The following is a 22678-nucleotide window of genomic DNA, read 5'->3' on the forward strand; positions in this document are numbered from 1 at the left end:
TCACTCCGGGTCATCGTGTACGCCCTTCTCGTCGGCCAGCCAGCCGCGCAGGACGGCCTGGTAGCCGGCCTGGAAGCGAGTCTGGGCGTCCAGCTGGATCATCATGGCGTGCACGTGACGGCGTACCGTGCGGTCGCTCCAGCCGAGGTGGGCCGCGATGGCCTTGTCCGTCTGGCCCGCCACCAGCCGGGCCAGCAGATCGCGCTGCGCGTCGGTCGGGCTCCGGGTCTCCGGCAGCCGGGCACGCCCGTGACTGACATGCAGGGGCACGGCGCGCTCCCAGTACATCTCGAACAGCGCCGCCAGGGCGTCGAGCAGCGTCGAGTCGTGCACGACCAGGGCCGACTCGACCATCTGCAGATCATGCCGAAGCGGTACGAGGGCCATGGGGTAGTCGCTGAGAACCAGCTTCATCGGCACGTCGCCGACGCGCACCTGCTCGCCCGCGGCGATGTAGTCCACGATGGTCTTCAGCGTGCCGCGCATCTCGATGGCCCGCCGATCGTAGACCACCCGGTAGTCCACGCCGCGGCTGAGCAGGTCGAACTCCTGGGTGTTGCCGCCCACGACGCCCGCGTACGGCGGCGCGTCGAACATCCGGATCTCGCGCCGGGTGCCGCGCTGCAGCTGCTCGAACCGGCGCAGCACCGCTTCCCGCCCGATCACCACCTCCACCAGGCCGCCCGACTCCTGGGTGGGCGTGGTGAGGTGATAGCGCGTGGACAGCTGGGCCACCCGCAGCCGGGCGTCGGCCAGGGCGCGGGACCGCTCGCGGATGAGCGCGTCCAGCCCCATCTCCGGCGGTACGACGACGAACCGGGGCGGGTCCTCGGGCAGGCGGGCGATCAGCCCCAGCTCCTCCAGTCCGACGCCCAGGCCGGGGGTGCCGGCGAGCCGGTCCAGCTCGTCGAGGGTGACGGGGGAGTGCTCGACCAGAGCCTCGTAGAGGGCCTGCTCCGCCGCTGACAGGCCGAGGATGCGCAGCATCCCAACATGATCACCCAAAACCCCACTCCCCAGTCGTCCTTTTCCCGTCATTGGCGGGAAAAGGACGTCAAGTCACCTTTTCAGGATATTTCTTGACATGTCATGGTTCGGGAGAGTCGATCATGCCTGCTATCCCGCGAGGAGAACCATGACTCGTCCACGATGGCGCAACCCGTCCATCGGGCTTTTAGCGCTGGGGCTGGTGCTGACGACCGGTATGGCCGTAGAGCCGCCGGCTTCGGCCACCCCCGCACCCGCCCTTTCCGGCCAGACCGCCGCCGCCGTCGAGTCGTCCGGAACACCGGCCAAGGACGCGCCGAAGATCACGCTGATCACCGGTGACGTGGTCGCCTACGACACCGGCCCCGGCGGCACTCCGCGGCACCAGGTCACCCCGGCCAAGCGGCCCGACGGCGCTCCGGTGAACTTCATCTCCGTCCGCGATCGGGACTCCTACTACGTCTTCCCCTCCGACGTGATGGACCTGGTGTCGTCGGGCCGCATGGACAAGGGCCTGTTCGACGTCGCCTACCTGGCCAAGAACGGCTACACCGACAAGGAGAGCGCCGGCCTGCCGCTGATCGTCCAGTACGGTCAGGCCAAGCAGCCGGCCAACACCCTGTCAGCGCAGGCCGACGCCCTGCCCGCCACCTCCGCGCCGCGCGGGCTGCCCAGCGTGGGCGGCGCGGCGATCCGGGTGGACAAGAAGGCGGTTCAGCAGTTCTGGAGCGCCATCGATCCCCCAGCCACGGACAAGAACGCCACGGACAAGAACGCCACGGCCAAGCTTGACCGGGGCGTCTCGGCCATCTGGCTCGACCGCAAGGTGCGGGCCGTACTCGACAAGAGCGTGCCGCAGATCGGCGCGCCGGAGGCGTGGGCCGCCGGGCTGAAGGGCGAGGGCGTCAAGGTCGCGGTCCTCGACACCGGCATCGACCTCGGTCACCCCGACGTCGCCGGGCGCGTGGCGGCGAGCGCGAACTTCACCGACGAGGCCGACGTCCAGGACGGCCACGGGCACGGCACCCACGTCGCCTCCACGATCGCGGGCAACGGCGCCGCCTCCGACGGCAAGTACACCGGCGTCGCGCCCAAGGCGTCGCTGCTCGTCGGCAAGGTCATCGACAAGAGCGGCAACGGCGAGGAGTCGGACATCATCGCCGGGATGGAGTGGGCCGTCGGTCAGCAGGCCAGAGTGATCAGCATGAGCCTCGGCGGCTGCTGCTACACCGGGCCCGACCCGATGAGCCAGGCGGTGGACAACCTCAGCGCCCAGTCGTCGTCGCTGTTCGTCATCGCGGCGGGCAACGACTACCTCAACCGGAAGATCGCCTCACCGGGCTCGGCGCCGTCGGCGCTGACCGTCGCCGCGGTGGACGGGTCGGAGAAGCTCGCCGAGTTCTCCAGCAGGGGCCCGGTGCTGGCCGACTACAGCCTCAAGCCGGACATCACCGCCCCCGGCGTCGGCATCGTGGCCGCGCGGGCCGCGGGCACCACGATGGGCACGCCCGTGAACGACCGCTACACCGGCGCGTCGGGCACCTCGATGGCCACCCCGCACGTCGCGGGCGCGGCCGTGCTCCTGGCTCAGAAGCACCCCGACTGGAGCGGCGCCCAGCTCAAGAACGCGCTCACCAGCACCGCCCGCGACGACGGCTACGGCTCGTACGAGCAGGGCGCGGGCCGGGTGGACGTGGCGCGCGCCGTGAAGCAGGCGGTCACCGCCTCGGGCAGCATCGACTTCGGCCTCATGGCCTACCCCCACCCCGCTCCCGTCACCAAGACGCTCACCTACACCAACGACGGCGACCAGCCGGTGACGCTGAGCCTGAAGTCCGGCGTCACGGCCCACAAGGGCGGCGACGCGCCCGCGCGTACGCTCACCCTGGACCACGACACGGTCACCGTCCCCGCGCACGGCACCGCGCCCGTCGCCGTCACCTTCGACCCGTCGGGACCGGCCACCTGGTACGAGGGCTTCGTGCACGCCACCGACGCGAGCGGCGTGAGCGTCAGCACGGCCGTCGGCGCGTTCGTGGAGCCCAAGAAGGTCACCATCAAGACCCGGATGGTGCTGCCCGACGGCGCGACCGACGTGCAGGAGATCCCCTGGCAGATCCTGCGCACCGATGACCGCGACGACCTCGACTTCGTCTACTACCCCGGCAGCGGCACCGAGACCGAGACGCGGGTGTACGCCGGCACCTACAGCGCGAACGCCGGCATCAGCTGGCGTGGGCGCGACGGGCAGTGGAACATCGGCCTGCCGTCACAGCCGGAGTTCGAGGCCACCAAGGACACCACGATCACCCTCGACATGCGCAAGGCCCGCCAGGCCACCCAGAAGACCCCGAACCCCACCGAGGTCTACAACTCGCAGTACGCCTCCGAGCGCGAGGCGGCCAACGGCATCGGGTACACCCGCTTCGAGTCCGCGTCCCCCACCTACGGGCTGCACAACTACTGGCTGCTGCCCACCCGCTCGATCACCCAGGGCACCTTCGACGTCGCGGGACAGATCCTGCGCGGCGCCCCCGTGATCAGCATGATGGCCGACCGGCTCACCCTGAGTCCCCGCTACCAGAGCCTGGCGGAGGACGTTCCCAAGCTGAATGGCCGCAGCACGCTCACCCTGGTGTCCGGGGGCCGCGGGCAGGCGGCCGACCTCGCCGGCGCCGGCGTACGCGGCAAGCTCGTCCTGCTCGACCTGTCCGATCTGTGTCCGGCCACCGCCTGCACGGGCGACGCGCTCGACCGGGTCAAGGCCGCGGCCGACGCCGGCGCCGCCGGGGTGCTCGGCTACGGGGCGGTCAACCGGCCCTTCCTCGAACTGACGAAGAACTGGCCGATCTACCCCATCCCGACGATGAGCCTGCCCGCCGATGAAGGCCGCGCCCTGGCCGCGCTGCTCGCCAGGCGGCCGGTGAGCATCCAGGCTGAGGGCATCACCGCCACGCCGTACATCTACTCGCTGCTCCTTCACGAGCGCGGCCGCGTCCCGGCCAAGCTCGACTACGAGCTCGGCAAGCGCGACCTCTACGAGATCAAGAACCGCCTGCACGCCGACCGGCTCGCCCGCGCCTCCATCTTCTGGTCGGCGACCGTAGTGACCCACCCCGGCTGGCTGCTCGGTCCTCGGCTCGGCTACTCGTGGCCCGCGCAGAGCACCGTGACCGAGTACGTCGGGCCGGTCTCGCGAGACGTGTCGTGGGCGCGCGAGACCCAGCTGACCTACCCCGAAGGCACCGACTACCGCCAGACCTCCGGAATGTGGGCGACCGCCGCGGACGTCTACCCGACGGCCGGTGGGAAGACCGAGGAGTGGGGCGCCCAGCCGCGCGTGCCCGGCACCCCGGTGTTCTCCGACCTGACCCGCTCCACCGGGACCACAGCGTGCTTCCCCTGCCGGACGGGCGACAGCTTCGTGGCCGCCCTGCCGATCCTGGGCCCGGAGCCGAACCATCAGGAGGCGTTCACCTGGAACGCGCGCTTCGACGAGGAACGCGGCGGCAAGGACGAGCTGCGTCTCTACCGTGACGGCCAGGAGATCCCCATGGTCGAATCGGGCACCAGCGGCCCGGTTTTGATCCAGATGCCGAGGTACGACCTGCCGGAGGGCGAGGCCCGCTATCGCCTCACCGACAAGTTCCACACCCCGCAGCCGCTGCAGAAGTACGCGACCGACGTGGCGACGGAGTGGACGTTCCGCTCCAAGCGCCCGACCGGCGGGATGAAGACGCTCAACGACGGCCTGTGCGTCGGCTGGTTCTTCGCCGGCACCCTCGCCCCGTGCGAGCCGGTCCGCCGGCTCAACCTCCGCTACGACCTCGACCTCGACCTCGACAACACGACCGCGGCGGCCCGGCCGCACAAGATCACGGTCACCGGCTACCAGGGCTCCTACGACGTGCCCGAGGCGCGCCTCGGCAGCCTGAAGCTCTCGGTCACCTACGACGACGGCGCCCACTGGAAGCCCGTCACCACCACCAAGAAGAACGCCAACTCCTACACCGCGACCATCGCCCACCCCGCCCTGTCGGCCACCAACGGCACCGTGGGCATCCGCGCCCAGGGTGTGGACGCCGAGGGCAACACCATCGACCAGACGATCACCCGGGCCTACGGCCTGAAGTAACGCGAAAACGGATCGGCACGCCCGGCGTGCCGATCCGTTTCGCGTGTTCTGGCTACCGGATTCGTCCGTAGTGCTCCGGCCTTCAGGCTGGGGGTGAAACGGACTCTCCCGCGTAGCGGGGCAAGAACAGTCGATTCGCCGCCAGGCGGAGCGGCGTCACCACGGTCAGACCGGCTGGTTCTGCTGCTCGATGTACTGGTGCACGGTCGAGAGTGGTGCGCCACCGACACTCCCGGCGAAGTACGAGCCCGACCATAGCTTGTTGGCCCGGTAGTAGTGGGCGGCCAGCTCGGGAAACTCCTGGCGCATCCGCCGCGAGGAGACGCCTTTGAGGCTGTTGACCAGTTTCGATAGGGCGACCTTGGGCGGGAAGTTGACCAGGAGATGGACGTGGTTGTTGTCGCCGTTGAACTCGGTCAGCTGGGTTTCGAAGTCGGCGCACACGTCCCTCATGATCTCTTCCATACGGGTCAGGTGAGTGTCGGTGAACACTCGGTGCCGGAACTTCGTCACGAAAACCAAATGGGCGTGGAGGAGGAAAACACAGTGTCTGCCGGTCCTGATATCGCTGTATTCGGCCATAACCCAATTCTAGATCGGGTATGGTGGCGGTCATGGTCGGCCAAGAGGTGGTCAAGCGGCGGCGTGGGCATAAAACCCGCCTGGACCTGACCCGCGCCCAGTCCACGCTGCTGGACCAGCAGGCGTCGGCCGCGATCACCGTGTGGAACTGCCTGCACGCCTACTGGACGCATTTCCCCGGCCGGCGCCCGCGCCTGGCCCAGGCCGATCAAGCGATCCGCCAAGCCCGCGCCGACTTCCCGTTCCTGGCCGTGCTCCCCGCTCAGGCCGCCCAGGCGGTTCTGAAGACCTACCGCCAAGCGTGGGAGAACTTCTTCAACCCTGACCACCCCGCCGACCGGCCAACGTTCAAGTCGAAGAGACGGGCACGGCTGGCGGTTGACGTGCCGCAGGTCCGGAACATGCGGATCTGCCGCCTGTCTGCCGGATGGGGCGCGGCCACCATCCCGATGATCGGAAGGATCAAGTTCCGGTGGACCAAGAACCTTCCCGGCATCGGGAAGAACGCTCCCACCGGCAGGCTCACGGGGGCACGACTGGTCAAGGAGGCCGACGGCTGGCACCTGGTGTTCCGCACCGAAACTCAGGTCACGGCCCCCGCTCCGCACCCGGGCCCCAGCGTGGGAATCGACCGGGGTGTCAACGTCGCCCTGGCCCTGTCGGACGGCACTACACGTGAACACGGCCCCTGGCTCACCAGCGGCGAACGGAAGCGTTTGCGCCGCCTGGAGAACAAGAGCGCCCGCCAACGCGTGACCCGGCCGAAGAAGACCCGCCCTTCCAACCGGGAGAACCATACCTACGACCAGATCGCGGGACTGCGCGCGAAAGCCAAGCGCCGGGCCACCGACTGGCAGCATCAGATCACCACGCACCTCGCCGATACCTTCGGCATGATCGCGGTGGAAGACCTGAAGATCACCAACATGCTCGCCTCCGCGAAAGGCACCATCGAAGCACCCGGCAAGAACGTCGCGCAGAAAGCCGGATTGAACCGGGCGATCGCCGGACAGGCATGGGGCCGGACCGTCACCCTGCTGGAGTACAAAACCCGCGATCGGGGTGGTCAGGTGGTGAGGGTTCCCGCGCCCGGCACATCACAGACCTGCCATCGGTGCGGGCACCGCGACCCGGCAGCCCGCGCCAAAACCGTGTTCGCGTGCACCAGTCCCACATGCGGATGGGTCGGCCACGCCGACATCAACGCTGCCATCAACATCGGCAACGCCGCTGGACCAGCGGTGTCAGGACGTGGAGACCTCGGGACTGCCCGGTCTGCGAAGCGTCAACCCCCACACGCCGCGTAAGTGGTGCGATGGGAAGAATCCCCGGCCTTCAAGCCGGGGAGGAGGTCAATGGCTCTGCTGGTTGTACAGGCCGTCCATGGTCTGCAGGAGCGGCGCGGGGTACGAACCCGACCCCGCCTCGCTCCGCTGCCCGCCCCACGAGGCCTGCCACGCGCCGGTCGAGGTCGTCCGCATGGCGGTGTGGCTCAGCGTCCCGCCTTCCGCGTTCTTGTCATAGACCGCCCAATGATGGGCAGTGCGCTTGTTGGTCGCCGAATCGACGCTGACCGTGTCGTCGTGGTTCGAGGCGAGGAAGGTGTAGTCCGTGCCCATCTGGGAGAGTGGCTGCTTCGACAGCCAGCTCAGGAAGCCGCTGCCGGGGCGCATGTCGCTGCACTGCTCGTGGGTGAGGGCGCACGCGGTCACCAGCGCGCTGCCGATGCCCTGGTGCGGCGTGGAGAGCGTGACCATGTCCTCGATGTACAGGTACGGGGGCCAGCCGCTGGGCCACCCGGCCGCGCCGATGTTGTTCAGATCGACGGTCAGCCCGCTCAGATCGGGCGGCGTCTTGCCCACGCCGTACCTGTTGACGCCCTCGATCGCGGCCTTCGCGACCAGGCCGCCCATGGAGTGCGCCACGACGTCGATCGCCGTGTCATGGCTGGAGTAGAAGTAGTAGACGGTCCACGCGAACTGGCGGCCGATCTCCTGGATGCGGGAGTCGGTGGTGCCCTGATATCTGATGTCGCAGTTGGTAGCCTTGTTGTAGTAGCCGAACGTGCGGGCCTCGCCCCAGCCGTTGGCGTTCAGCAGGTTCTTGGCGTCCTTCCAGCTGCTGGCGCAGTTGGTGTCGGCCTCACGGTCGAAGCCGTGGACCAGGAGGGTGACCCGGTGCCCGTCCTCGCGCGCCGGCGCGGCGGCGGCCGCCGGCGCCGTGGCGATGAGGGCGGCCGCGACCAGGACTCCGACCAGGGGCAGGGATAAGCCGGATCTGATGAATCTGTGCATCCACGCGCTCCGTTTCCGTGAGGTCGGAAGCACGGTAAAGCGCGGGCGATCATCCGCGAATCGGTCGGCGCGCGGCGCCTGGCCGGTCATGCGGGCTCGCGACTAAGTAGCCGCGGTCACTCACTTAGGTCGAGGTCGCCGAGCTGGGCTCGGGAAGCCACACCGAGCTTGGGAAACGCTTTGTACAGATGATGTCCCACCGTACGCGGGCTGAGGAACAGCCGCGCGCCGATCTGCCGATTGGACAGCCCGGTCGCCGCCAGCCGTACCACCTGACGCTCTTGCGGCGTCAGCCGGTCGAGCCGGCCGCCGCTCCTGGACACGGCGGCCGCGCCGGCCGCCTCCAGCTCGCCGTGGGCGCGGCGGGCCCACGGTGCGGCGCCGAGCGCGTCGAACGCGTCGAAGGCGGCGCGCAGCCACCGCCGCGCGTCCGAACGGCGGTGCGCGCGCCGGAGCCACTCGCCGTACAGCAGCTCGTTGCGCGCCTGCTGGAACGGCTGGTCGGCGGGTACGGCCACAGCCCGCGCGAAGTGCCCGCCCGCCTCGTCACCCTCGGCCAGCAGCCCCCTGAGCCGGGCGGCGATCGCGTCCGCCCACGGGCGCTCCACAAGGGCCGCCCAACCCTCGAACCTGGCCGCCGCCCCCTCCGCCAGGTCCGCCCGTCCGGCGCGGACCGCCGCCTCGACCAGGTCGGGCGCCGCGCAGAGCGCGACCACGGGATGGCGGTCGCCCGCCGCATGGAGATGGTCGAGAGCGGCCCCGGCCCTGCCTTGGCCCAGCTGGGACAGACCGAGCGCCCAGGCGGCGAGCGCCCGGGTGGCCTCGACGTCGCCCTCCGCCTTCGCGGCCAGCTCCAGGCAGCGCTCCTCCTCACCGCCGACCGCGGCCAGCCAGGCCAGCAGGCCGTGCAGGTGCCCGGACCGGTGCGCCTGGTGGATGTCGGCGACGACGGTCAGCGCCTCCGACGCGGCGGCCGACGCCTCGCGGTGCCTGCCGCGCAGCATCTGGGCCTGCGCGAGCAGCGCCAGCGCCTGGGGGAGCACGCCGATCAGTCCGTGCTCGCGACAGCGGGCGACCAGCGACTCGGCCAGTCCGTGGGCCGTCACCTCGTCGCCCGCGACGATGCTCAGCGACGCGGCGAGGGGCAGCAGGTCGGGGGAGTCGCGCGCGAGCCGGGCGGCCGCGCGGATGGGGGAGAGGTCCGCCACGACCCGCCCCTCCACGAGCCGCGCCATCACCGCCATCCCGGCCGCGAGCACGCCGGGCCTTGGGGGCTGTGGTGGTCGCGGTTCTTCCGGTTGCGGTGATGGGAGCTCTTGTCGCTGCGGCGGCTGCGATCCTTCTGCCTGCGGTGGTCGCGGCTCTTCCGGTTGCGGCGGTTGCGGCCTTGCCGGCAGGGGAGCCGGCAGCGGAGGTGACACCGGCAGCGCGAGTGCGCTGAGTCGGCGGTCGGCGTCGCGGGCGAGCTTGGGGTCGGCGGCGACGGAGGCGTAACGGATCGCCTCGGCCAGCATGCGGGCCGCGAGCGCGGGGTCGGCGGTCAGTACGTGATCCGCGCCCTCGGCCAGGATCCGGCCCGCCGCGCTCGGCGAGCCCTGCTCCATCTCCACGCAGGCACGTACCTGGGCGAGGCAGGCGAGCTCGGCCGGGGTCGTGGCGAGCGTCGTGGCGAGCGGCGCCGCCCGGTCGGCCAGCCTGGCGGCCCGCTTCAGCTGACCCGCCTGGACCGCCAGCTCCGCCGCCGAGATCAGTCTGCGCGCCGTGCGGGCGGTGTCGGCGGTGAGGTCGGCGGCCCGCTCGTACGCCACGGACGCGGCGGCCGTCCCCTGCCGGTCGCGCGCCCGTAAGGCGGCGCGTTCCAGCTCCCCGGCGACTTTCTCGTCCGGGCCGGTCGCGGCGGCGGCCCGATGCCAGGCCCGCCGATCGGCCCGCGCCTGGCCATCGAGCGATTCGGCCGCCTGATCGTCCAGAGACGCGGCCGTCCAGTTGTTCAGGGGTCTGCCCATGGGGTCACCCAGACACTTGCCCGTCTGGTCGCTCAGCGACTCCGCCAGCGCCAGGTGGGCCGCGACCCGGCGGAAGTACGGCGCGCCACGGTAGGCCGCGCTCCTGATCAGCGGGTGCCGGAACGACAGCCCGGCCGCCGAGAGCTCGATCAGCTCCTCGCGTTCGGCGAGCGCCAGGTCCGCGACCGTCGCGCCGAGACGGGCGGCGGCCCGCAGGATCAGGTCCAGGTCCCCGGTGTCGTCGGCCGCCGCGACGAGCAGCGCCGCCCTGGCCGGCTCGGGAAAACGGTCGATATAAGCCTCGAACGTGGCCCGCACCCGGTGCGACAGCGGCCCCGACTCGCCCGCGAACGGCAGCGGGCTCAACCGGCCCGCCCGCTGCTCAGGAGTCAGTACGGCGACGAACTCGATCAGTGCCAGCGGGTTGCCCGCCGCCTCGTCGAGGACCCGGCGCCGCACCTGTGGTGCCAGGTCGCGAGCCCGATCGGCCAGAAACTCCTCGGCGACCGCCGCCTCCAGCCTGCCCAGCCGCAGCTCGGCCAGTCCGGGCGCGGCCATCGCCCCAGGGCGCGGGGTGGCGGCGCCGTCCCGGAGGGCGAACAGCATGACCACCCGCTCGGCGTCGAGCCGCCTGGCCGCGAACAGCAGCGCGTCGGCGGAGGCGTCGTCGAGCCACTGCGCGTCGTCGACCAGGCACAGGATCGGCCCGTCGCCCGCCAGATCGGACAGCAGCGTGAGCGCGGCCAGCCCGACGAGGAACCGGTCGGCCACCTCAGAGGGCGCCGCCCCGATCGCGCCGCGCAACGCCGCCGCCTGGCCGGGCGGCAACCGCTCGGCATGCCCGAGCACCGGCCGCAGGAGCAGATGGAGAGCGGCGAACGGCAGCTCGGTCTCCGACTCCACTCCCAGCGTGCGCAGCACCGGCCAGCCGGCGGCCCGCCCGGCCGCGTAGCCGAGGAGCGCCGACTTGCCGATGCCGGTCTCGCCCTTGACGAGGACCGCGCCGCTGCGTCCGGCCTCTGCGGCTTCGAGCAGCGCGTCGATCTCAGCCTGCTCGGCCCCACGTCCGTACAACATCCGGCCTCCCGACGATCATGTCAGGGAGTCAGTATGGAACCTCGACAGGCCTTCGGTAAGACGGAGGCGCCATCGCGGTCTTATCCGCAGTTGCCCCATCCCTGACGGCCCCCGCGGGCGACGGCCGGGTCGTGGCCGAGCGGCTTGATCGTGCCCCAGAACTTCACGCACCTGCCCTGGGCCCAGTACTTCACCGGTCCCGCGTAGGACTTGAAGTTGCCGCGGTCAGAGCGCACGATCGGGTCTTGCTTCGTGTCCTTGATCGGCTTGGCCATGATCGTGAGCTCGGCGGTGACCGGGGTCTTCGTGCCGACGAAGCTCGACTTGACCGTGACCACGCAGTTGTAGCCGTTGCCGCGGTTGTAGAGCAGGTAGACCGTGCCGTAGCGGCGGCCGCTCGAGGTCTTGACCGGCTGCGTGCCGCCGGCGATGCGCGCGTAACCGGAGCCGCAGATGCTCTCCGGGCTCGCCGCCGCGGCGGCGTTCGCTGGGCTGGCTATGACACCGCTGAGGCAGAGTGCCGCCGTAAAGATTGCCGCCTTTGTCGGCATTCTCACCTGATTGTCCCTTCATAGGCCACTTGACTGATGATCTCGACAAGCATGCCCGAAATTTGGTTATCGGTCCAGGCACTAGGGATTAACGGCAGGTGGAGCCCTTTCGGCCCGCGCACGAGCGTAATGTCGCCCGCGAAGCCGGTCGTGGGCGCTCGATGAGGAGGAGTCGGCTCAGTCGCTGTTCGTGGGCTGCCTGGGCGGCGATGAGGGCCGTCGCGGGTTCCACAGTCGCCCTGGTGACCGTCCGGCCCGTCACAGCCGGCCGCTCTCGATGGCCTCCTTCAGCGCTACCTGGGTCTGCTGGTGGGAGGAGACGCCGTTGGTCACGGTGAAGTCGATGAGCAGGATGTTCGCCTCGAACGTGAGGTGCTCGGTCACCCGGGTCTGGCCGCCGCCCAGGTCGGTGAAGTCGATCCGCTGGTGGGTGACGACGTTGGGCATGGTCCAAGTGTCGGTCTCGTAGAAGTACTCCGCGGGGTGGAGGCGCTGCTGGGCGTGCGTGTTGGCGGTGACGGGCACTCCGTCGGTGACCGGGACGTCCTCGACGGCCGTGAAGTTGACGTAGCGCAGGCCGTCCTGGACGTAGTCGGCGTGGGTGGCGACGCGCTTCAAGAAGGGGTGCAGGCCGAGGTGGTGGTTGATGTCGGAGTAGGCCGCGAAGACGTGGTCGAGGGGGGCGTCGATGTCGATCGGGAGGTCACGGGTGACCGCGGTCCGGCCGTCCACGGGGAGGGGGCCGGTCAGGTGCTCGTAGAACCGGTAGGTGTCCCAGGCGAGCTGCCACTGGGTGGCGAGCAGTGGGTCGCTGTCGGCGCGGGCCGGGGTGCCGGTCAGGACGAGGGTCACGATGAGCAGCGGGGCGGTTAACAGGCGCAGAAGTCTCGACACAGGTACCTCATGGAGCTGAGTTCGATGATACGAGTACCTTCTACCGCAAAGATCGCCGGATAGCGATCACTTGGGAGCGAGCGCGCCCGCGCTTTCGGCCAGCACGGCGATCACCGAGAGGGTGGCCAGCGACAGGACGCTCGAGACCAGGATGGTGTCGCGGGGGAGTTCGGTGGGCCGCCCGTACTCGGCGGCGTAGACGTAAGTATTCTGCGCGGTGGGCAGCCCGGCGAACAGGACGGCCGCGAACAGCGCATGGCCGTCGAGATGGAGCAGGAACCGTCCGGCCAGGAAGGCCACCAGCGGCTGGACCAGCAGCTTGAGCGTCACCACCGGAGCGACCCGGCGCCAGGCGACGGTCGAGCCGTTCAGCGACATGCCCAGCGCGAACAGCGCCAGCGGCACCGCCGCGCCACCCAGCAGGTCCAGCGGTCGCATCACGGGTTCGGGCAGGCGCCAGCCGAGGGCGGACATGCCCAGGCCGAGCACCGAGGCCACCACGATCGGCATCCGCAGCGGGGCCAGCAGGGAGGAGCGTTCGACGCCCAAGCCCAGGAAGATCAGCGGAGACATCACCAGCACCTGGAAGATCAGCACCGACACCACGAAGGTCGCGTCGTGCAGGACGTACAGGCCGATGGGGATGCCGAGGTTGCCGGCGTTGACGTAGGCCGACGACATCGCCCCGATCACCCGGTCGGGCAGCTTGCCACGGAGCGTCACGAGCGCGAGCACGCCGACGACGACGGTGCTGATCGCGAAGGCGAGCAGTGGGCGTGGCTGGATCTGGCTGAGCGGCGTACGGCTCAGCGTGGTGAACAGGACTGCGGGCATCGCGATGGTGAAGGTGAACCCCGTGAGCGCCTGCTGGAACTGTCCGCTCGCCACCCGGAAACGCCCGGTCAGCCACCCGAGAGCGCCGATGATCCAGATGGGGGTGAACGCCGTCACTACCGTAAGCATTGGACACACCGTACCCATCGCCGGACCGCGCGCCGAGGGCGGGTAGTCCTGGAGAGTCCTGGTCAGCGGCGCGGTCGACAGAGACGCACCGCGCGGGCCGGCCCTGGTCGGCCGGCCCGCGCGGTATCGGAGGTCTTACCAGCCGCCGCCGTGGAGCTGGCCGCGCACCGCGCCGCCGGGGAACTCACCGGTGTGCAGGTTGACGTACCAGTTCTTCGGGTTGTGCCTGATCCCGCCGGCGACCTTGGCGGAGGTGCTCGCCGCGCCGGCGATGCCGTTGATCCCGGCGGGCAGGCCGTTGGCGTCGCTGAAGAAGTTCACGACCACGGGGCCGTTCTTGCCCTTCTTGCCGCGGTGGATGTGCCCGTTCGACGGCGCGACGATCTTCTTCCAGGCGGTGGCGAAGTGCACCTGGGCGCCCTTGACCCAGACGAGCCAGGCGGCCCGCCCGTCCTTGTCGCCGACCTTCGTACCGGGCGCCGGGACCTCCTGGCGGCCGTCGGCCGAGGCGGTGAGTGTGGAGTGCGAGCCGTTCGCCAGCACCGACTCGAGCGCCACCGGGCGGATCTTGTAGAGCTGGCCGCGGACGGCACCGCCGGGGAACTCGCCGGTGTGCAGGTTGGCGTACCACTTCTTGGGGTTGTTCTTGATCCGGTCGAGCAGGCCGGAGTCGCTGACCTTGACGGTCCCCTTCACGGCGCTCAGGCTGCCGGGCAGCGCCTGGCCGAAGAACGGGATCTTGACGTCGCCGTTCTTGCCCGCCTTGCCCTGGTGGATGTGGAACGCGGTCGGGGCGGCGATGTTCTGCCAGCGAATGGCGTAATCGACCTGGTTACCGTGGATATGGAAGACGGCGATCGCGCTGCCGTTCTTGTCGCCGACCTTCGCGCCCGCCGCGGGCACCTCGTTCTTGCCCAGCAGCGAGGCGGCCAGGTAGACATCGGAGCTCGTACTCGCCTGCGCCGCGGCGGGCGCGAGGCCACCCGCGACCAGAGCGGTGGCGAGAACCAGGCCGGGGACGGTGAGGATGCGCTTCGTCATGATGAACCTTTCGGGCGCCTCGAGGGTGAGGCTCATAGCGGTGTTGACGCACGGTTGTACGGGGTGCGGCAGCAGCCGGGTTCAACGACGGAATGTGGAGAAATACGCATAGGAAAAGCACCGATGATATTGATTTACGTCGTAAAGGAGCACGCCGCTTATAGCGATCTCGCACGGCGAGAGATCCGACCTGACTAAGCCGCGTAGACGGGTGCGAGGTCGATGAAGATGCGGTAGTCCGAGATCAGGCCGTCGTCGCGGGTGTGCCAGACGGACACGGCCGCGACGCCGACGTCCTTGCCGTCCAGCCGCCGGTAGGTGACCTCGGTCTCGGCGATGGTGTCGGCGTCCACCTGCCAGCTCCTGACGATCCGGTGCCGCAGGCCGCCGATGGTGGAGAAGAACGTCCGCAGCCCGGCGGCGATGGCCTCGCGTCCCACCGTCGGCTCGGCGTTGCCGAACACCAACGTGGCGTCCTCGGCCAGCAACTGGGCGAACTTGTCGGGGTCGAATGAGTCGACCACCTGGAAAACGCGTCGTACCGCATCGTCGGACATGCCGATCATCCTTACGTGGTCGTCGGGGCCGCTGGTGGGGACGATACGGAATCAAGCGCCATGCGCAACTATCGCAAAGGTGGTTGTCTCATCGCTGTACGACTGCTGGCCCACGCGTATCTACCGTCACAAATTCCTGCGTCCTGGTGAATAACGGATAGGCGATCTATGTTTGGTCTGATCGTGCGACCCTCAAGGAGATTCACGGTGAAGAGACTTCTCGAAGGAACCCCATTACGCACCGGTGTCGTCGCGGCCGTCGCGCTGGCCGGTGGCCTGCTGACCGCTTCCCCGGCCGCCGCCACGGCGGTCGGCGAGCGTACCGTCGCTTCGGTTTCTCAGGCGGCCGGCTCGGCCGCGGCGCGTCCCGGCAATGGCAAGATCCTCTACGACCGCGTCAGCGGCGGCCAGGGCACTCTCAAGATCAAGAACGGCACCTCGAGGGACGGCGTCGTCACTCTCGTCAAGGGCAGGACGAAGGCGATCAGCATCTACGTCCGCGCCAGATCCAGCGCCAGCGTCAGGGACGTCAGGGACGGGACGTACCGGGTCTACTTCACCACCGGCTCCCGGTTCAGGACGTCGAAGGGCAGGTTCAGCCAGAGCGCCGTGTACCAGCGATTCAACGATCGGCTGAGGTTCACCACGACCGCCACCTCGAGGAGCGTCTGGACCCTGACCCTCAACCCGATCAGGGGCGGCAACGCGCGGACCACCTCGATCAACCCCAAGGACTTCCCGGTATGAGCGCGCGGCCGGCCGTCAGGGGACAAGGCAACCATCAGGGCGCCTGATCTGCCGTGAGATCCTTCATGCGTGACGACGACCGAGCCCGCCGAGCCGACCCCGCGTCGTGGTCGTGGCCGTCCCGGCTACGACCAGGCCGCGATCCTGCGTACCGCCGTGGAGCTGTTCAACCGCAAGGGGTACGACGCCACGAGCATGGGAGATTTGGCCAAGGAGCTCGGACTGACGAAGCCGGCCATCTACCACCACGTCACGAGCAAGGAGCAACTGCTCAGCCAGGCTTTGGACGACGCTCTCGACGAGCTCACCGCCGTCGTGACCGCGGCCTCTGGCGACCGGGCCGGGGCGACGGCCTACGAACGCCTGCGTGAGGTGGTGCGGCGCAGCGTCGAGGTACTCGTGGCACACCAGCCCTCCGTCACGCTCCTGCTTCGGGTGCGCGGCAACAGCGGGATCGAGCTGGCCGCCCTGGAGCGGCGGCGCTGGCTCGACGACCGCCTCGCCGCGCTCGTCGCAGAGGCCGTCGCGGAGGGCTCCCTGCGCGACGACGTGCCGCCGACGCTCGTGAGCCGGCTGCTGTTCGGCATGGTGAACTCGCTGGTCGAGTGGTATCGCCCGGACGGTGTGTACGATGCGGCGACGGTCGCCGACGCCATCACCGTCATCGCCTTCGACGGCTTGGCCCGCCACCAGGCCTGACCCCGCGCGAGCGCGCCTGCCTGCTCACCACGTGTAGAAGCCCTGGCCCGTCTTGCGGCCCAGGTGCCCGGCGGTGACGAGGTCGCGCAGGATCCGCGGCGGCTCGAAACGGGGTCCCAGCTCGCGCGCCAGGTGTTCGGCGATCGCGAGCCGCACGTCGAGTCCGACCACGTCGGTCGTCCGCAGCGGGCCCATCGGGTGGCGGTAGCCGAGGGTCATCGCCGTGTCGATGTCGGCCGCGCTCGCGACGCCCTCCTCCAGCATCCGCATCGCCTCGAGCGCCAGGCAGACGCCGAGGCGGCTGCTCGCGAAACCCGGCGAGTCCGCGACGGTGATCGGTGTCTTGCCGAGGGCCGTCACCCACTCCTGTGCCCGCGTCACGAGCGCCGGCTCGGTGCGGGGCCCGGTGACGATCTCGACGAGGTCGCTCACCGGGACGGGGTTGAAGAAGTGCAGCCCGAGAAAGCGGCCCGGCGAGGCCAGCCCGGCGGCGAGCCCGCCGATCGACAGGCTGCTGGTGTTCGAGGCGAGCACCGCCTCCGGCGCCCGCCGCTCGACCAGGGCGAGCACCTCGGCCTTGAGCGCCGCGTCCTCCGGAACCGCCTCGACGACGAGCTCGCACGGGGCCAGCTCGCCCGGATCGGTCGTCGTCCGCAGCCGGGCCAGGGCGTCCGGGAGCGGGACACCGAGCCTGCCTTTCGCGTGGGCCTTGGCCAGGCTGTCGTCCACCCGGGCTTTGGCCTGGTCAGCCGCCTCGGGGCCGTTCTCCACGACGATCACGTGGCTGCCCGAGGCCAGAAAGGCGTGCGCGATCCCGGACCCCATCCGCCCACCGCCGAAGACACCCACCGTCCGTGGCAGGGCGTCGCCGGTCATGAGCTGCGCTCCTGTCGCCGGTTCAGGAATGCCGTCATACGAGTGTGTTTCTCCTCCGTCTCGAACAGGACCGCCTGTGCGACGTCGTCGACGAACGGGTGCGCGGCCCGCGGGGCGTGGAAGACGGCCTTGGTCAGCCGCGTCGCCAACGGTGCCCGCGCGGTGATGCGGTCGGCGAGCCGATGTCCCGCGGCCAGCAGGTCTTCGGGCTCCACGACGTCGTTGAGCAGGTACACCGCCCGCGCCTCCTCAGCCGTGAGAACACGCCCCGCGAGGAGGATCTCCTTGGCCAGGGGTTCCCCGACGAGCTCGGCGAGGCGCCAGGCCGCGCCGGCCGCCGCGACGATGCCGAGGTCCGTCTCCGGGTTGCCGATCCGCGCCCGCGGTGTGCCGATGCGGAAGTCGCAGGCGTAGGCGAGCTCGGCCCCGCCGCCCAGGGCGTACCCGTCGATGAGGGCCACGGTCGGCATCGGCAGCCGGTGGATCCGGTCGAAGATCTTCGAGTTGATGCCCCGCAGCGCGTCGTCCCGGTTCCGCTCGCGGAGCTGGGCGATGTCGGCTCCGGCGGCGAAGGCCGGCCCCTCGCCGGTCAGGAGTACGACGCGCGGCTCCTCCTCGACAGCGGCGCACGCCTGGTGGAGCGCGGTGACCAGCTCGCGGTCGATCGCGTTGCGGACCTCGGGTCTGTTGAGCCGCCACACGACCCGGTCGGCGCCTTCTTCGACGATCAGCGTCATGACCGCTCCACCAGGACAGCGCTGCCCTGCCCGACACCGGCGCACATGGTCGCCGGCCCGCGCCGGCCTCCGGAATCGACGAGACCGGGATCTATCCCCGCCCGGCCGACGGCCTCTCCCACGACGAGGGCGGCGAGGTCGTCGGGGCGGACGTGGGCCGGCGCGCCGCCGTAGCGGCCTGTCGGTGTCCGTACGCCGGAGACGACGAAGGCTTCGGTCACGAAGAGCTCCTGTGATCGGGAAACGAAGAGAACATCGGCTAGCGAATGGAACAGCGGGCAGCGAAAGGAACGTCAGGCTGTGACAGCGACGTCGGGCAGCGAAACATGGTCAGGCGTCGTAGTCGACCGTGACGTTCCCACTGACGGGAAACGTCTGGCAGGTCAGGACGAACCCGGCCGCCACCTCGGACTCTTCGAGGGCGTAGTTACGGCGCATGTCCACCTCACCCTCGCGGACGACGGCGCGGCACGTCCCGCAGACACCGCCCTTGCAGGCGAACGGCAGGTCGGCCCGCGTCGCCTGGGCGCCGTCGAGGAGCGTCGCCTCCCGGGAGACGGTCGATGTCGTACGCAGGCCGTCGAGCACCGTCGTCAGCACGCTGCTCGCGCCGGTCATCATCCTGTCGTCTCGCCGCGGCGCCGGCGGGGGCGCGTCGACGTAGAAGAGCTCGACGTGGACGTTCCGTGCGGGGACGGCGAGTTCGGTGAGTACGGCCCGCGCGTCCTCGACCATGCGCAGCGGTCCGCACAACCAGACGTGATCGAAGGCCTCAACCGGAAGCAGCTGGGTCAGCAGGCGACGCAGCCGGTCGCCGTCGAGCCGCCCAGAGAACAGCTCGACCTCGCGTGGCTCGCGCGACAGCACGTGGACGACCTGGAGCCGGGGACCGTACCGGTTCTTCAAGTCGCCGAGTTCCTCCGCGAACATCACGGTACGACTCGTCCGGTTGCCGTACAAGAGCGAGACCTGGGCGCCGGGATGGGCCAGCACCGTCGAGGCGACCGACAGCATCGGGGTGATGCCCGACCCGGCGGCGACGCACAGGTGCCGCTCTCCCAGCGCCGGGTCGGCCCGCCAGGAGCCGGTCGGAGCCTGCACCTCGATCAGCGTTCCCGGCACCACCTCGTGGACGAGCCAGGAGGAGAAGAGCCCGTCCGGTATCTCGCGGACCCCGATACGCGGCGGGGACCCGGCCGGTGCGCAGATCGAGTAGGTCCGCCGGTGCTCCTGGCCGTCCACGAAGCGGCGGAGGGTGAGCGACTGCCCGGCCCGGAAGTCGTACACCTCGCGCAGTTCCTCGGGCACCGCGAACGTGATCGCCACGGCGTCCTCGCACAGGTGGTCGACCGCCGCCACGGTCAGCGCGTGGAAAGCGGCGGATGCCCGGGTCGTCGCGCGGCCGGGCGCGAGCGTGCTCATCTCATATCTCCTTGACATGCTCGAACGGCTCAAGGCAGTCGGTACAGCTGTAGAGGGCCTTGCAGGCGGTGGCGCCGAATTCGGAGACCAGGCGGGTGGCCGTCGAACCGCAGCGCGGACAGGCCGGGGCGAGCCGCGGCGGTCCGAGCGTGAGCGCCACCGGCCCGGCCGGCCGGCGGGCGGCGCCGGGGGCCGACAGCCCGGCCTCGCGCAGGGCGGCCCGGCCCCGCTCGGAGATCCAGTCGCTCGACCAGGGCGGGTCGAGCACGACGCGTACCTCGACGTGGGGGAATCCCGCGTCGTTCAACCGGTGGACCAGGTCGTCGCGCATGGTGCCCATGGCCGGGCAGCCGGTGTAGGTAGGGGTGATCGAGGCGACGACGATCTCGTCGCCGTCCGTCGTCCGCTCGACGTCGACCCCGCGCAGCACCCCGAGGTCGGCGAGGGTCAGCATCGGCATCTCAGGGTCACGCACCTGCCCGGCGACCTCGACTGCCCGCTCGCGCCCACTTGCCCGTACCCGCTCAGCCCCGGTGATCTCGACGGCGCGGTCTCGGGCGCTCACCAGCGCCCGCTCGGGTGTGCGCGGGCGACCACCTGCATCTCGGCGAGCAAGTCGCTGAGGGCCTCGGTGTGCGTGCCGTGCCGACCTGTCCGTCCGCCGTCGCCCGCCAGGGGCGGAAGGTCGGGGCGGGCGACGCCGCTCATGGCGAGCACCTGGTCGAGGACCCCGTCCACCTCGCCGCGGAGGGCAGCGGGGTCGACGCCGACCCCGGCTCGCGCGAGTGAGAGTTCGACGGGGTGCGCGGTGACCAGCTCGGGCTGGTACGGCCACAGGTCGCCGAGGGCGGTGACAAGCCTGCGGCGCGACTCCTCGGTGCCTCGCGCCAGGGTGAGGAACCAGCGGGCCGCCCAGTCCCGGTGGTAGGTGAGCTCCTTGACGCCTTTGGTCGCCACGTGGGCCAGCACCGTGTCGGTGCTCGCGCGCAGCCGTTCCAGCAGCGCGAGCCGGGCCACCGAGAACAGCAGCAGACGGACGACGACGTGCGCGAAGTCGCCGTTGGCCACCTCGGCGAGGCGCACGTTGCCGAACCGCCCGGCGTCGCGGAAGAACGCCAGCGCGTCCTCCGCGGGCACCGGCGAGCCCTCCGGGAGGGCCGGTACGACGCCGGGGTCGGCGGCGGCCGCCCGCGCAAGGAGCAGGCGTGCCTGCCCGAGGAGGTCGAGGGCGATGTTCGCCAGCGCGATGTCCTCTTCGAGGTCCGGCGCCCGGCTGCACCACTCGGACAGGCGGTGCGACATGATCAGCGCGTCGTCGCCGAGCATGAGGCAGTACGCGGCGAGTTCGGCGTGGTCGACGCCGTCGGGCACCGTCGTGTCGACGCCGGCCAGCGGGTCCTCGAAATCGGTGCCGAACGCCCACTGCGCGGAATCCCCGCCGATCAGGCCGTCGAAGACGCTGCCGTGCTCGTCGCTCATGGTGGTCCGCCTTCCGGACGTGTCGGTGGACTGGAGTGGACTGGAGTGGACTGGAGTGGACTGGAGTGGACTGGAGTGGACTGGACTGGAGTGGACTGAATGGATCAGGGCGGGCTGGATGGGCGAGGGAGCGGTCGGCCGGGTCACATGTGCGGCACGTTGTCAGGGATCTCGTAGAACGTCGGGTGCCGGTAGACCTTGTCGCCGTTCGGCGCGAACAGAGGGTCCTTCTCGTCCGGGCTGGAGGCCGTGATGGCGTCGGCCCGTACGACCCAGATGCTCACGCCCTCATTGCGCCGCGTGTAGACGTCGCGCGCGTGCCGCAGGGCCATCGCGTCGTCCGGAGCGTGCAGCGATCCGACGTGGACGTGGTTGAGCCCGCGCTTGCCCCGGACGAACACCTCGTAGAGCGGCCATTCCCGCCGGTCGGCGCTCATCGGGCACCGGCCTCGTCAGATGGGCCCGCCGACGGCGAGGCGGCGACCTCGGGGGATCGGCCCGGAGACGCCGGCATCGAGCCGCTCGCCTCGGCGGATCGGCTCGCGAACGCCGAGGCCGCCTCGCGTACCCAGGCGCCGTCCTCGTGGGCGGTGCGGCGGTGGCGTAGACGTTCGGCGTTGCACGGCCCGTCCCCGCGGATGACCGCGGCGAGCTCCGCCCAGTCCGGGTCGCCGAAGTCGTGGTGCCCGCGCTCCTCGTTCCAGCGTAGGTCGGGGTCGGGCAGCCGCACCCCGAGCGCGTCGGCCTGCGGGACCGTCATGTCGACGAACCGCTGGCGCAGCTCGTCGTTGGAGTTGCGCTTGACGCCCCACGCCATCGACCGCGCGCTGTTGGGGGACTCGCCGTCCGGCGGCCCGAACATCATGAGCGACGGCCACCAGAACCGATCGACCGACTCCTGGACCATGGCGCGCTGGGCGTCGGTGCCGCGCATCATCGTCATGAGCAGCTCGTAGCCCTGCCGCTGATGGAAGGACTCCTCCTTGCAGATGCGGATCATGGCGCGGCCGTACGGTCCGTAAGACGTACGGCAGAGCGGCACCTGGTTGCAGATCGCGGCTCCGTCGACGAGCCAGCCGATCGTGCCGACATCGGCGTAGGACAGTGTCGGGTAGTTGAAGATCGAGGAGTACTTCTGCCGGCCGGCCAGCAGCAGCTCGGTCAGCTCGAGGCGGGAGACGCCGAGGGTCTCGCACGCCGAGTACAGGTAGAGGCCGTGCCCGGCCTCGTCCTGCACCTTGGCCAGGAGGATGGCCTTGCGGCGCAGGGATGGAGCGCGTCCGATCCAGGCACCCTCGGGCTGCATGCCGATGATCTCGGAGTGCGCGTGCTGGGCGATCTGGCGGACGAGCGTCCTGCGGTAGTCGTCCGGCATCCAGTCGCGGGGCTCGATCCGGTCGTTACGCGCGATGGTCGCGTCGAACCCGGCCTGCAGCCGCTCCTCCAGTTCCGGCTCCGCCGGAGTCGTGGTCATCTTTCCTCCGAGGCATCGGGGACATCGGTCTTATTTACTTATCGCTCGGTCAGTAATACCATCGCATGCGTCGGGGGTCCCGCGCAACAGTCCGCGGTGATGGGGAATGTTCTAGAGGACCGACGCCCCCCGCCAACCGCGGAACCGCAGAACCGCA

Annotated in this window: 20 protein-coding genes and 1 pseudogene; 4 read left to right on the forward strand and 17 right to left on the reverse strand. The window is 70.2% G+C overall.

Annotated elements, in window-relative coordinates; all coding sequences use genetic code 11:
• A complete protein-coding gene (locus AB0H88_RS29160; RefSeq protein WP_357649867.1) occupies positions 1-987 on the reverse strand; it encodes a LuxR C-terminal-related transcriptional regulator in 987 nt (328 codons plus the stop codon).
• Positions 988-1135: 148 nt separating this feature from the next.
• Here AB0H88_RS29160 and AB0H88_RS29165 point away from each other — a divergent pair, with 148 nt between their 5' ends.
• Positions 1136-5122 (forward strand): S8 family serine peptidase, encoded by a 3987-nt coding sequence (locus AB0H88_RS29165; RefSeq protein ID WP_357649869.1) that lies wholly within the window; start codon positions 1136-1138, stop codon positions 5120-5122.
• A gap of 165 nt (positions 5123-5287) precedes the next feature.
• Here the strand turns inward: AB0H88_RS29165 and tnpA are convergent, their stop codons facing one another.
• Positions 5288-5704 carry an IS200/IS605 family transposase gene (gene tnpA, locus AB0H88_RS29170; RefSeq protein WP_357649871.1) on the reverse strand — a complete coding sequence of 139 codons (417 nt, stop codon included), beginning with the start codon at positions 5702-5704 and terminating at the stop codon, positions 5288-5290.
• Positions 5705-5736: 32 nt separating this feature from the next.
• On the opposite strand from tnpA, the gene AB0H88_RS29175 reads away from it, so the two are divergent.
• Positions 5737-7011, forward strand: a complete 1275-nt coding sequence (locus AB0H88_RS29175; RefSeq protein ID WP_357649996.1) for a transposase — start codon at positions 5737-5739, stop codon at positions 7009-7011.
• 45 nt (positions 7012-7056) lie between these two features.
• On the opposite strand, the gene AB0H88_RS29180 is transcribed toward AB0H88_RS29175, so the two are convergent.
• From AB0H88_RS29180 to AB0H88_RS29210, 7 genes are all read right to left on the reverse strand, one after another.
• Positions 7057-7998 (reverse strand): hypothetical protein, encoded by a 942-nt coding sequence (locus AB0H88_RS29180; protein WP_357649873.1) that lies wholly within the window; start codon positions 7996-7998, stop codon positions 7057-7059.
• Positions 7999-8114: 116 nt separating this feature from the next.
• On the reverse strand, positions 8115-11081 hold the full coding sequence (locus AB0H88_RS29185) for an AAA family ATPase (RefSeq protein ID WP_357649875.1): 2967 nt from the start codon (positions 11079-11081) through the stop codon (positions 8115-8117).
• An 80-nt stretch (positions 11082-11161) separates the two neighbouring features.
• Positions 11162-11638, reverse strand: a complete 477-nt coding sequence (locus tag AB0H88_RS29190) for a hypothetical protein (protein ID WP_357649877.1) — start codon at positions 11636-11638, stop codon at positions 11162-11164.
• Between the two features lie 252 nt (positions 11639-11890).
• On the reverse strand, positions 11891-12526 hold the full coding sequence (locus AB0H88_RS29195) for an SRPBCC family protein (protein WP_357649879.1): 636 nt from the start codon (positions 12524-12526) through the stop codon (positions 11891-11893).
• Between the two features lie 66 nt (positions 12527-12592).
• Positions 12593-13489, reverse strand: coding sequence for an AEC family transporter (locus AB0H88_RS29200; protein WP_357649880.1), 897 nt, complete (start codon positions 13487-13489; stop codon positions 12593-12595).
• Positions 13490-13624: 135 nt separating this feature from the next.
• Positions 13625-14530, reverse strand: coding sequence for a CHRD domain-containing protein (locus AB0H88_RS29205; protein WP_357649882.1), 906 nt, complete (start codon positions 14528-14530; stop codon positions 13625-13627).
• A gap of 194 nt (positions 14531-14724) precedes the next feature.
• Complete coding sequence (locus tag AB0H88_RS29210) at positions 14725-15087, reverse strand: nuclear transport factor 2 family protein (RefSeq protein WP_357649884.1); 363 nt, start codon at positions 15085-15087, stop codon at positions 14725-14727.
• Positions 15088-15294: 207 nt separating this feature from the next.
• Here AB0H88_RS29210 and AB0H88_RS29215 point away from each other — a divergent pair, with 207 nt between their 5' ends.
• Positions 15295-15834 carry a hypothetical protein gene (locus AB0H88_RS29215; protein WP_357649886.1) on the forward strand — a complete coding sequence of 180 codons (540 nt, stop codon included), beginning with the start codon at positions 15295-15297 and terminating at the stop codon, positions 15832-15834.
• Between the two features lie 69 nt (positions 15835-15903).
• A complete protein-coding gene (locus AB0H88_RS29220; protein WP_357649888.1) occupies positions 15904-16533 on the forward strand; it encodes a TetR/AcrR family transcriptional regulator in 630 nt (209 codons plus the stop codon).
• Positions 16534-16557: 24 nt separating this feature from the next.
• On the opposite strand, the gene AB0H88_RS29225 is transcribed toward AB0H88_RS29220, so the two are convergent.
• From AB0H88_RS29225 to paaA, 8 genes and pseudogenes are all read right to left on the reverse strand, one after another.
• A complete protein-coding gene (locus tag AB0H88_RS29225) occupies positions 16558-17409 on the reverse strand; it encodes a 3-hydroxyacyl-CoA dehydrogenase family protein (RefSeq protein WP_357649890.1) in 852 nt (283 codons plus the stop codon).
• Positions 17406-18146: an enoyl-CoA hydratase/isomerase family protein gene (locus AB0H88_RS29230; protein WP_357649892.1), complete on the reverse strand. Its 741-nt coding sequence runs from the start codon at positions 18144-18146 to the stop codon at positions 17406-17408. Before AB0H88_RS29230 ends, AB0H88_RS29225 begins: the two co-directional genes overlap by 4 nt.
• 92 nt (positions 18147-18238) lie before the next feature.
• Positions 18239-18367: pseudogene (locus AB0H88_RS29235) on the reverse strand (3-oxoadipyl-CoA thiolase); the annotation flags it as partial.
• Between the two features lie 109 nt (positions 18368-18476).
• Entirely contained in the window at positions 18477-19568 is a 1092-nt protein-coding gene (gene paaE, locus AB0H88_RS29240) for a 1,2-phenylacetyl-CoA epoxidase subunit PaaE (RefSeq protein ID WP_357649894.1), read from the reverse strand.
• A 1-nt stretch (position 19569) separates the two neighbouring features.
• Positions 19570-20133, reverse strand: a complete 564-nt coding sequence (gene paaD, locus AB0H88_RS29245; protein WP_357649896.1) for a 1,2-phenylacetyl-CoA epoxidase subunit PaaD — start codon at positions 20131-20133, stop codon at positions 19570-19572.
• On the reverse strand, positions 20130-21047 hold the full coding sequence (gene paaC, locus AB0H88_RS29250) for a 1,2-phenylacetyl-CoA epoxidase subunit PaaC (RefSeq protein WP_357649898.1): 918 nt from the start codon (positions 21045-21047) through the stop codon (positions 20130-20132). Before paaC ends, paaD begins: the two co-directional genes overlap by 4 nt.
• 143 nt (positions 21048-21190) lie before the next feature.
• Entirely contained in the window at positions 21191-21484 is a 294-nt protein-coding gene (paaB, locus tag AB0H88_RS29255) for a 1,2-phenylacetyl-CoA epoxidase subunit PaaB (RefSeq protein ID WP_357649900.1), read from the reverse strand.
• Entirely contained in the window at positions 21481-22521 is a 1041-nt protein-coding gene (paaA, locus tag AB0H88_RS29260) for a 1,2-phenylacetyl-CoA epoxidase subunit PaaA (RefSeq protein WP_357649902.1), read from the reverse strand. Before paaA ends, paaB begins: the two co-directional genes overlap by 4 nt.
• Positions 22522-22678 lie beyond the last annotated feature (157 nt).

The sequence above is a fragment of the Nonomuraea sp. NPDC050680 genome, from assembly GCF_040654555.1.
Lineage (GTDB): Bacteria > Actinomycetota > Actinomycetes > Streptosporangiales > Streptosporangiaceae > Nonomuraea.

What these genes read in the sequence shown, in the direction of transcription:
- tnpA (WP_357649871.1), bottom strand. Translation starts at nt 5,704, where the DNA reads ATGGCCGAATACAGCGATATCAGGACCGGCAGACACTGTGTTTTCCTC.
- AB0H88_RS29210 (WP_357649884.1), bottom strand. Translation starts at nt 15,087, where the DNA reads ATGTCCGACGATGCGGTACGACGCGTTTTCCAGGTGGTCGACTCATTC.
- AB0H88_RS29225 (WP_357649890.1), bottom strand. Translation starts at nt 17,409, where the DNA reads ATGACCGGCGACGCCCTGCCACGGACGGTGGGTGTCTTCGGCGGTGGG.
- paaB (WP_357649900.1), bottom strand. Translation starts at nt 21,484, where the DNA reads ATGAGCGCCGACCGGCGGGAATGGCCGCTCTACGAGGTGTTCGTCCGG.
- AB0H88_RS29160 (WP_357649867.1), bottom strand. Translation starts at nt 987, where the DNA reads ATGCTGCGCATCCTCGGCCTGTCAGCGGCGGAGCAGGCCCTCTACGAG.
- AB0H88_RS29200 (WP_357649880.1), bottom strand. Translation starts at nt 13,489, where the DNA reads ATGCTTACGGTAGTGACGGCGTTCACCCCCATCTGGATCATCGGCGCT.
- paaC (WP_357649898.1), bottom strand. Translation starts at nt 21,047, where the DNA reads ATGAGCGACGAGCACGGCAGCGTCTTCGACGGCCTGATCGGCGGGGAT.
- AB0H88_RS29175 (WP_357649996.1), top strand. Translation starts at nt 5,737, where the DNA reads ATGGTCGGCCAAGAGGTGGTCAAGCGGCGGCGTGGGCATAAAACCCGC.
- AB0H88_RS29180 (WP_357649873.1), bottom strand. Translation starts at nt 7,998, where the DNA reads ATGCACAGATTCATCAGATCCGGCTTATCCCTGCCCCTGGTCGGAGTC.
- paaA (WP_357649902.1), bottom strand. Translation starts at nt 22,521, where the DNA reads ATGACCACGACTCCGGCGGAGCCGGAACTGGAGGAGCGGCTGCAGGCC.
- AB0H88_RS29205 (WP_357649882.1), bottom strand. Translation starts at nt 14,530, where the DNA reads ATGACGAAGCGCATCCTCACCGTCCCCGGCCTGGTTCTCGCCACCGCT.
- AB0H88_RS29165 (WP_357649869.1), top strand. Translation starts at nt 1,136, where the DNA reads ATGACTCGTCCACGATGGCGCAACCCGTCCATCGGGCTTTTAGCGCTG.
- AB0H88_RS29185 (WP_357649875.1), bottom strand. Translation starts at nt 11,081, where the DNA reads ATGTTGTACGGACGTGGGGCCGAGCAGGCTGAGATCGACGCGCTGCTC.
- AB0H88_RS29230 (WP_357649892.1), bottom strand. Translation starts at nt 18,146, where the DNA reads ATGACGCTGATCGTCGAAGAAGGCGCCGACCGGGTCGTGTGGCGGCTC.
- paaE (WP_357649894.1), bottom strand. Translation starts at nt 19,568, where the DNA reads ATGAGCACGCTCGCGCCCGGCCGCGCGACGACCCGGGCATCCGCCGCT.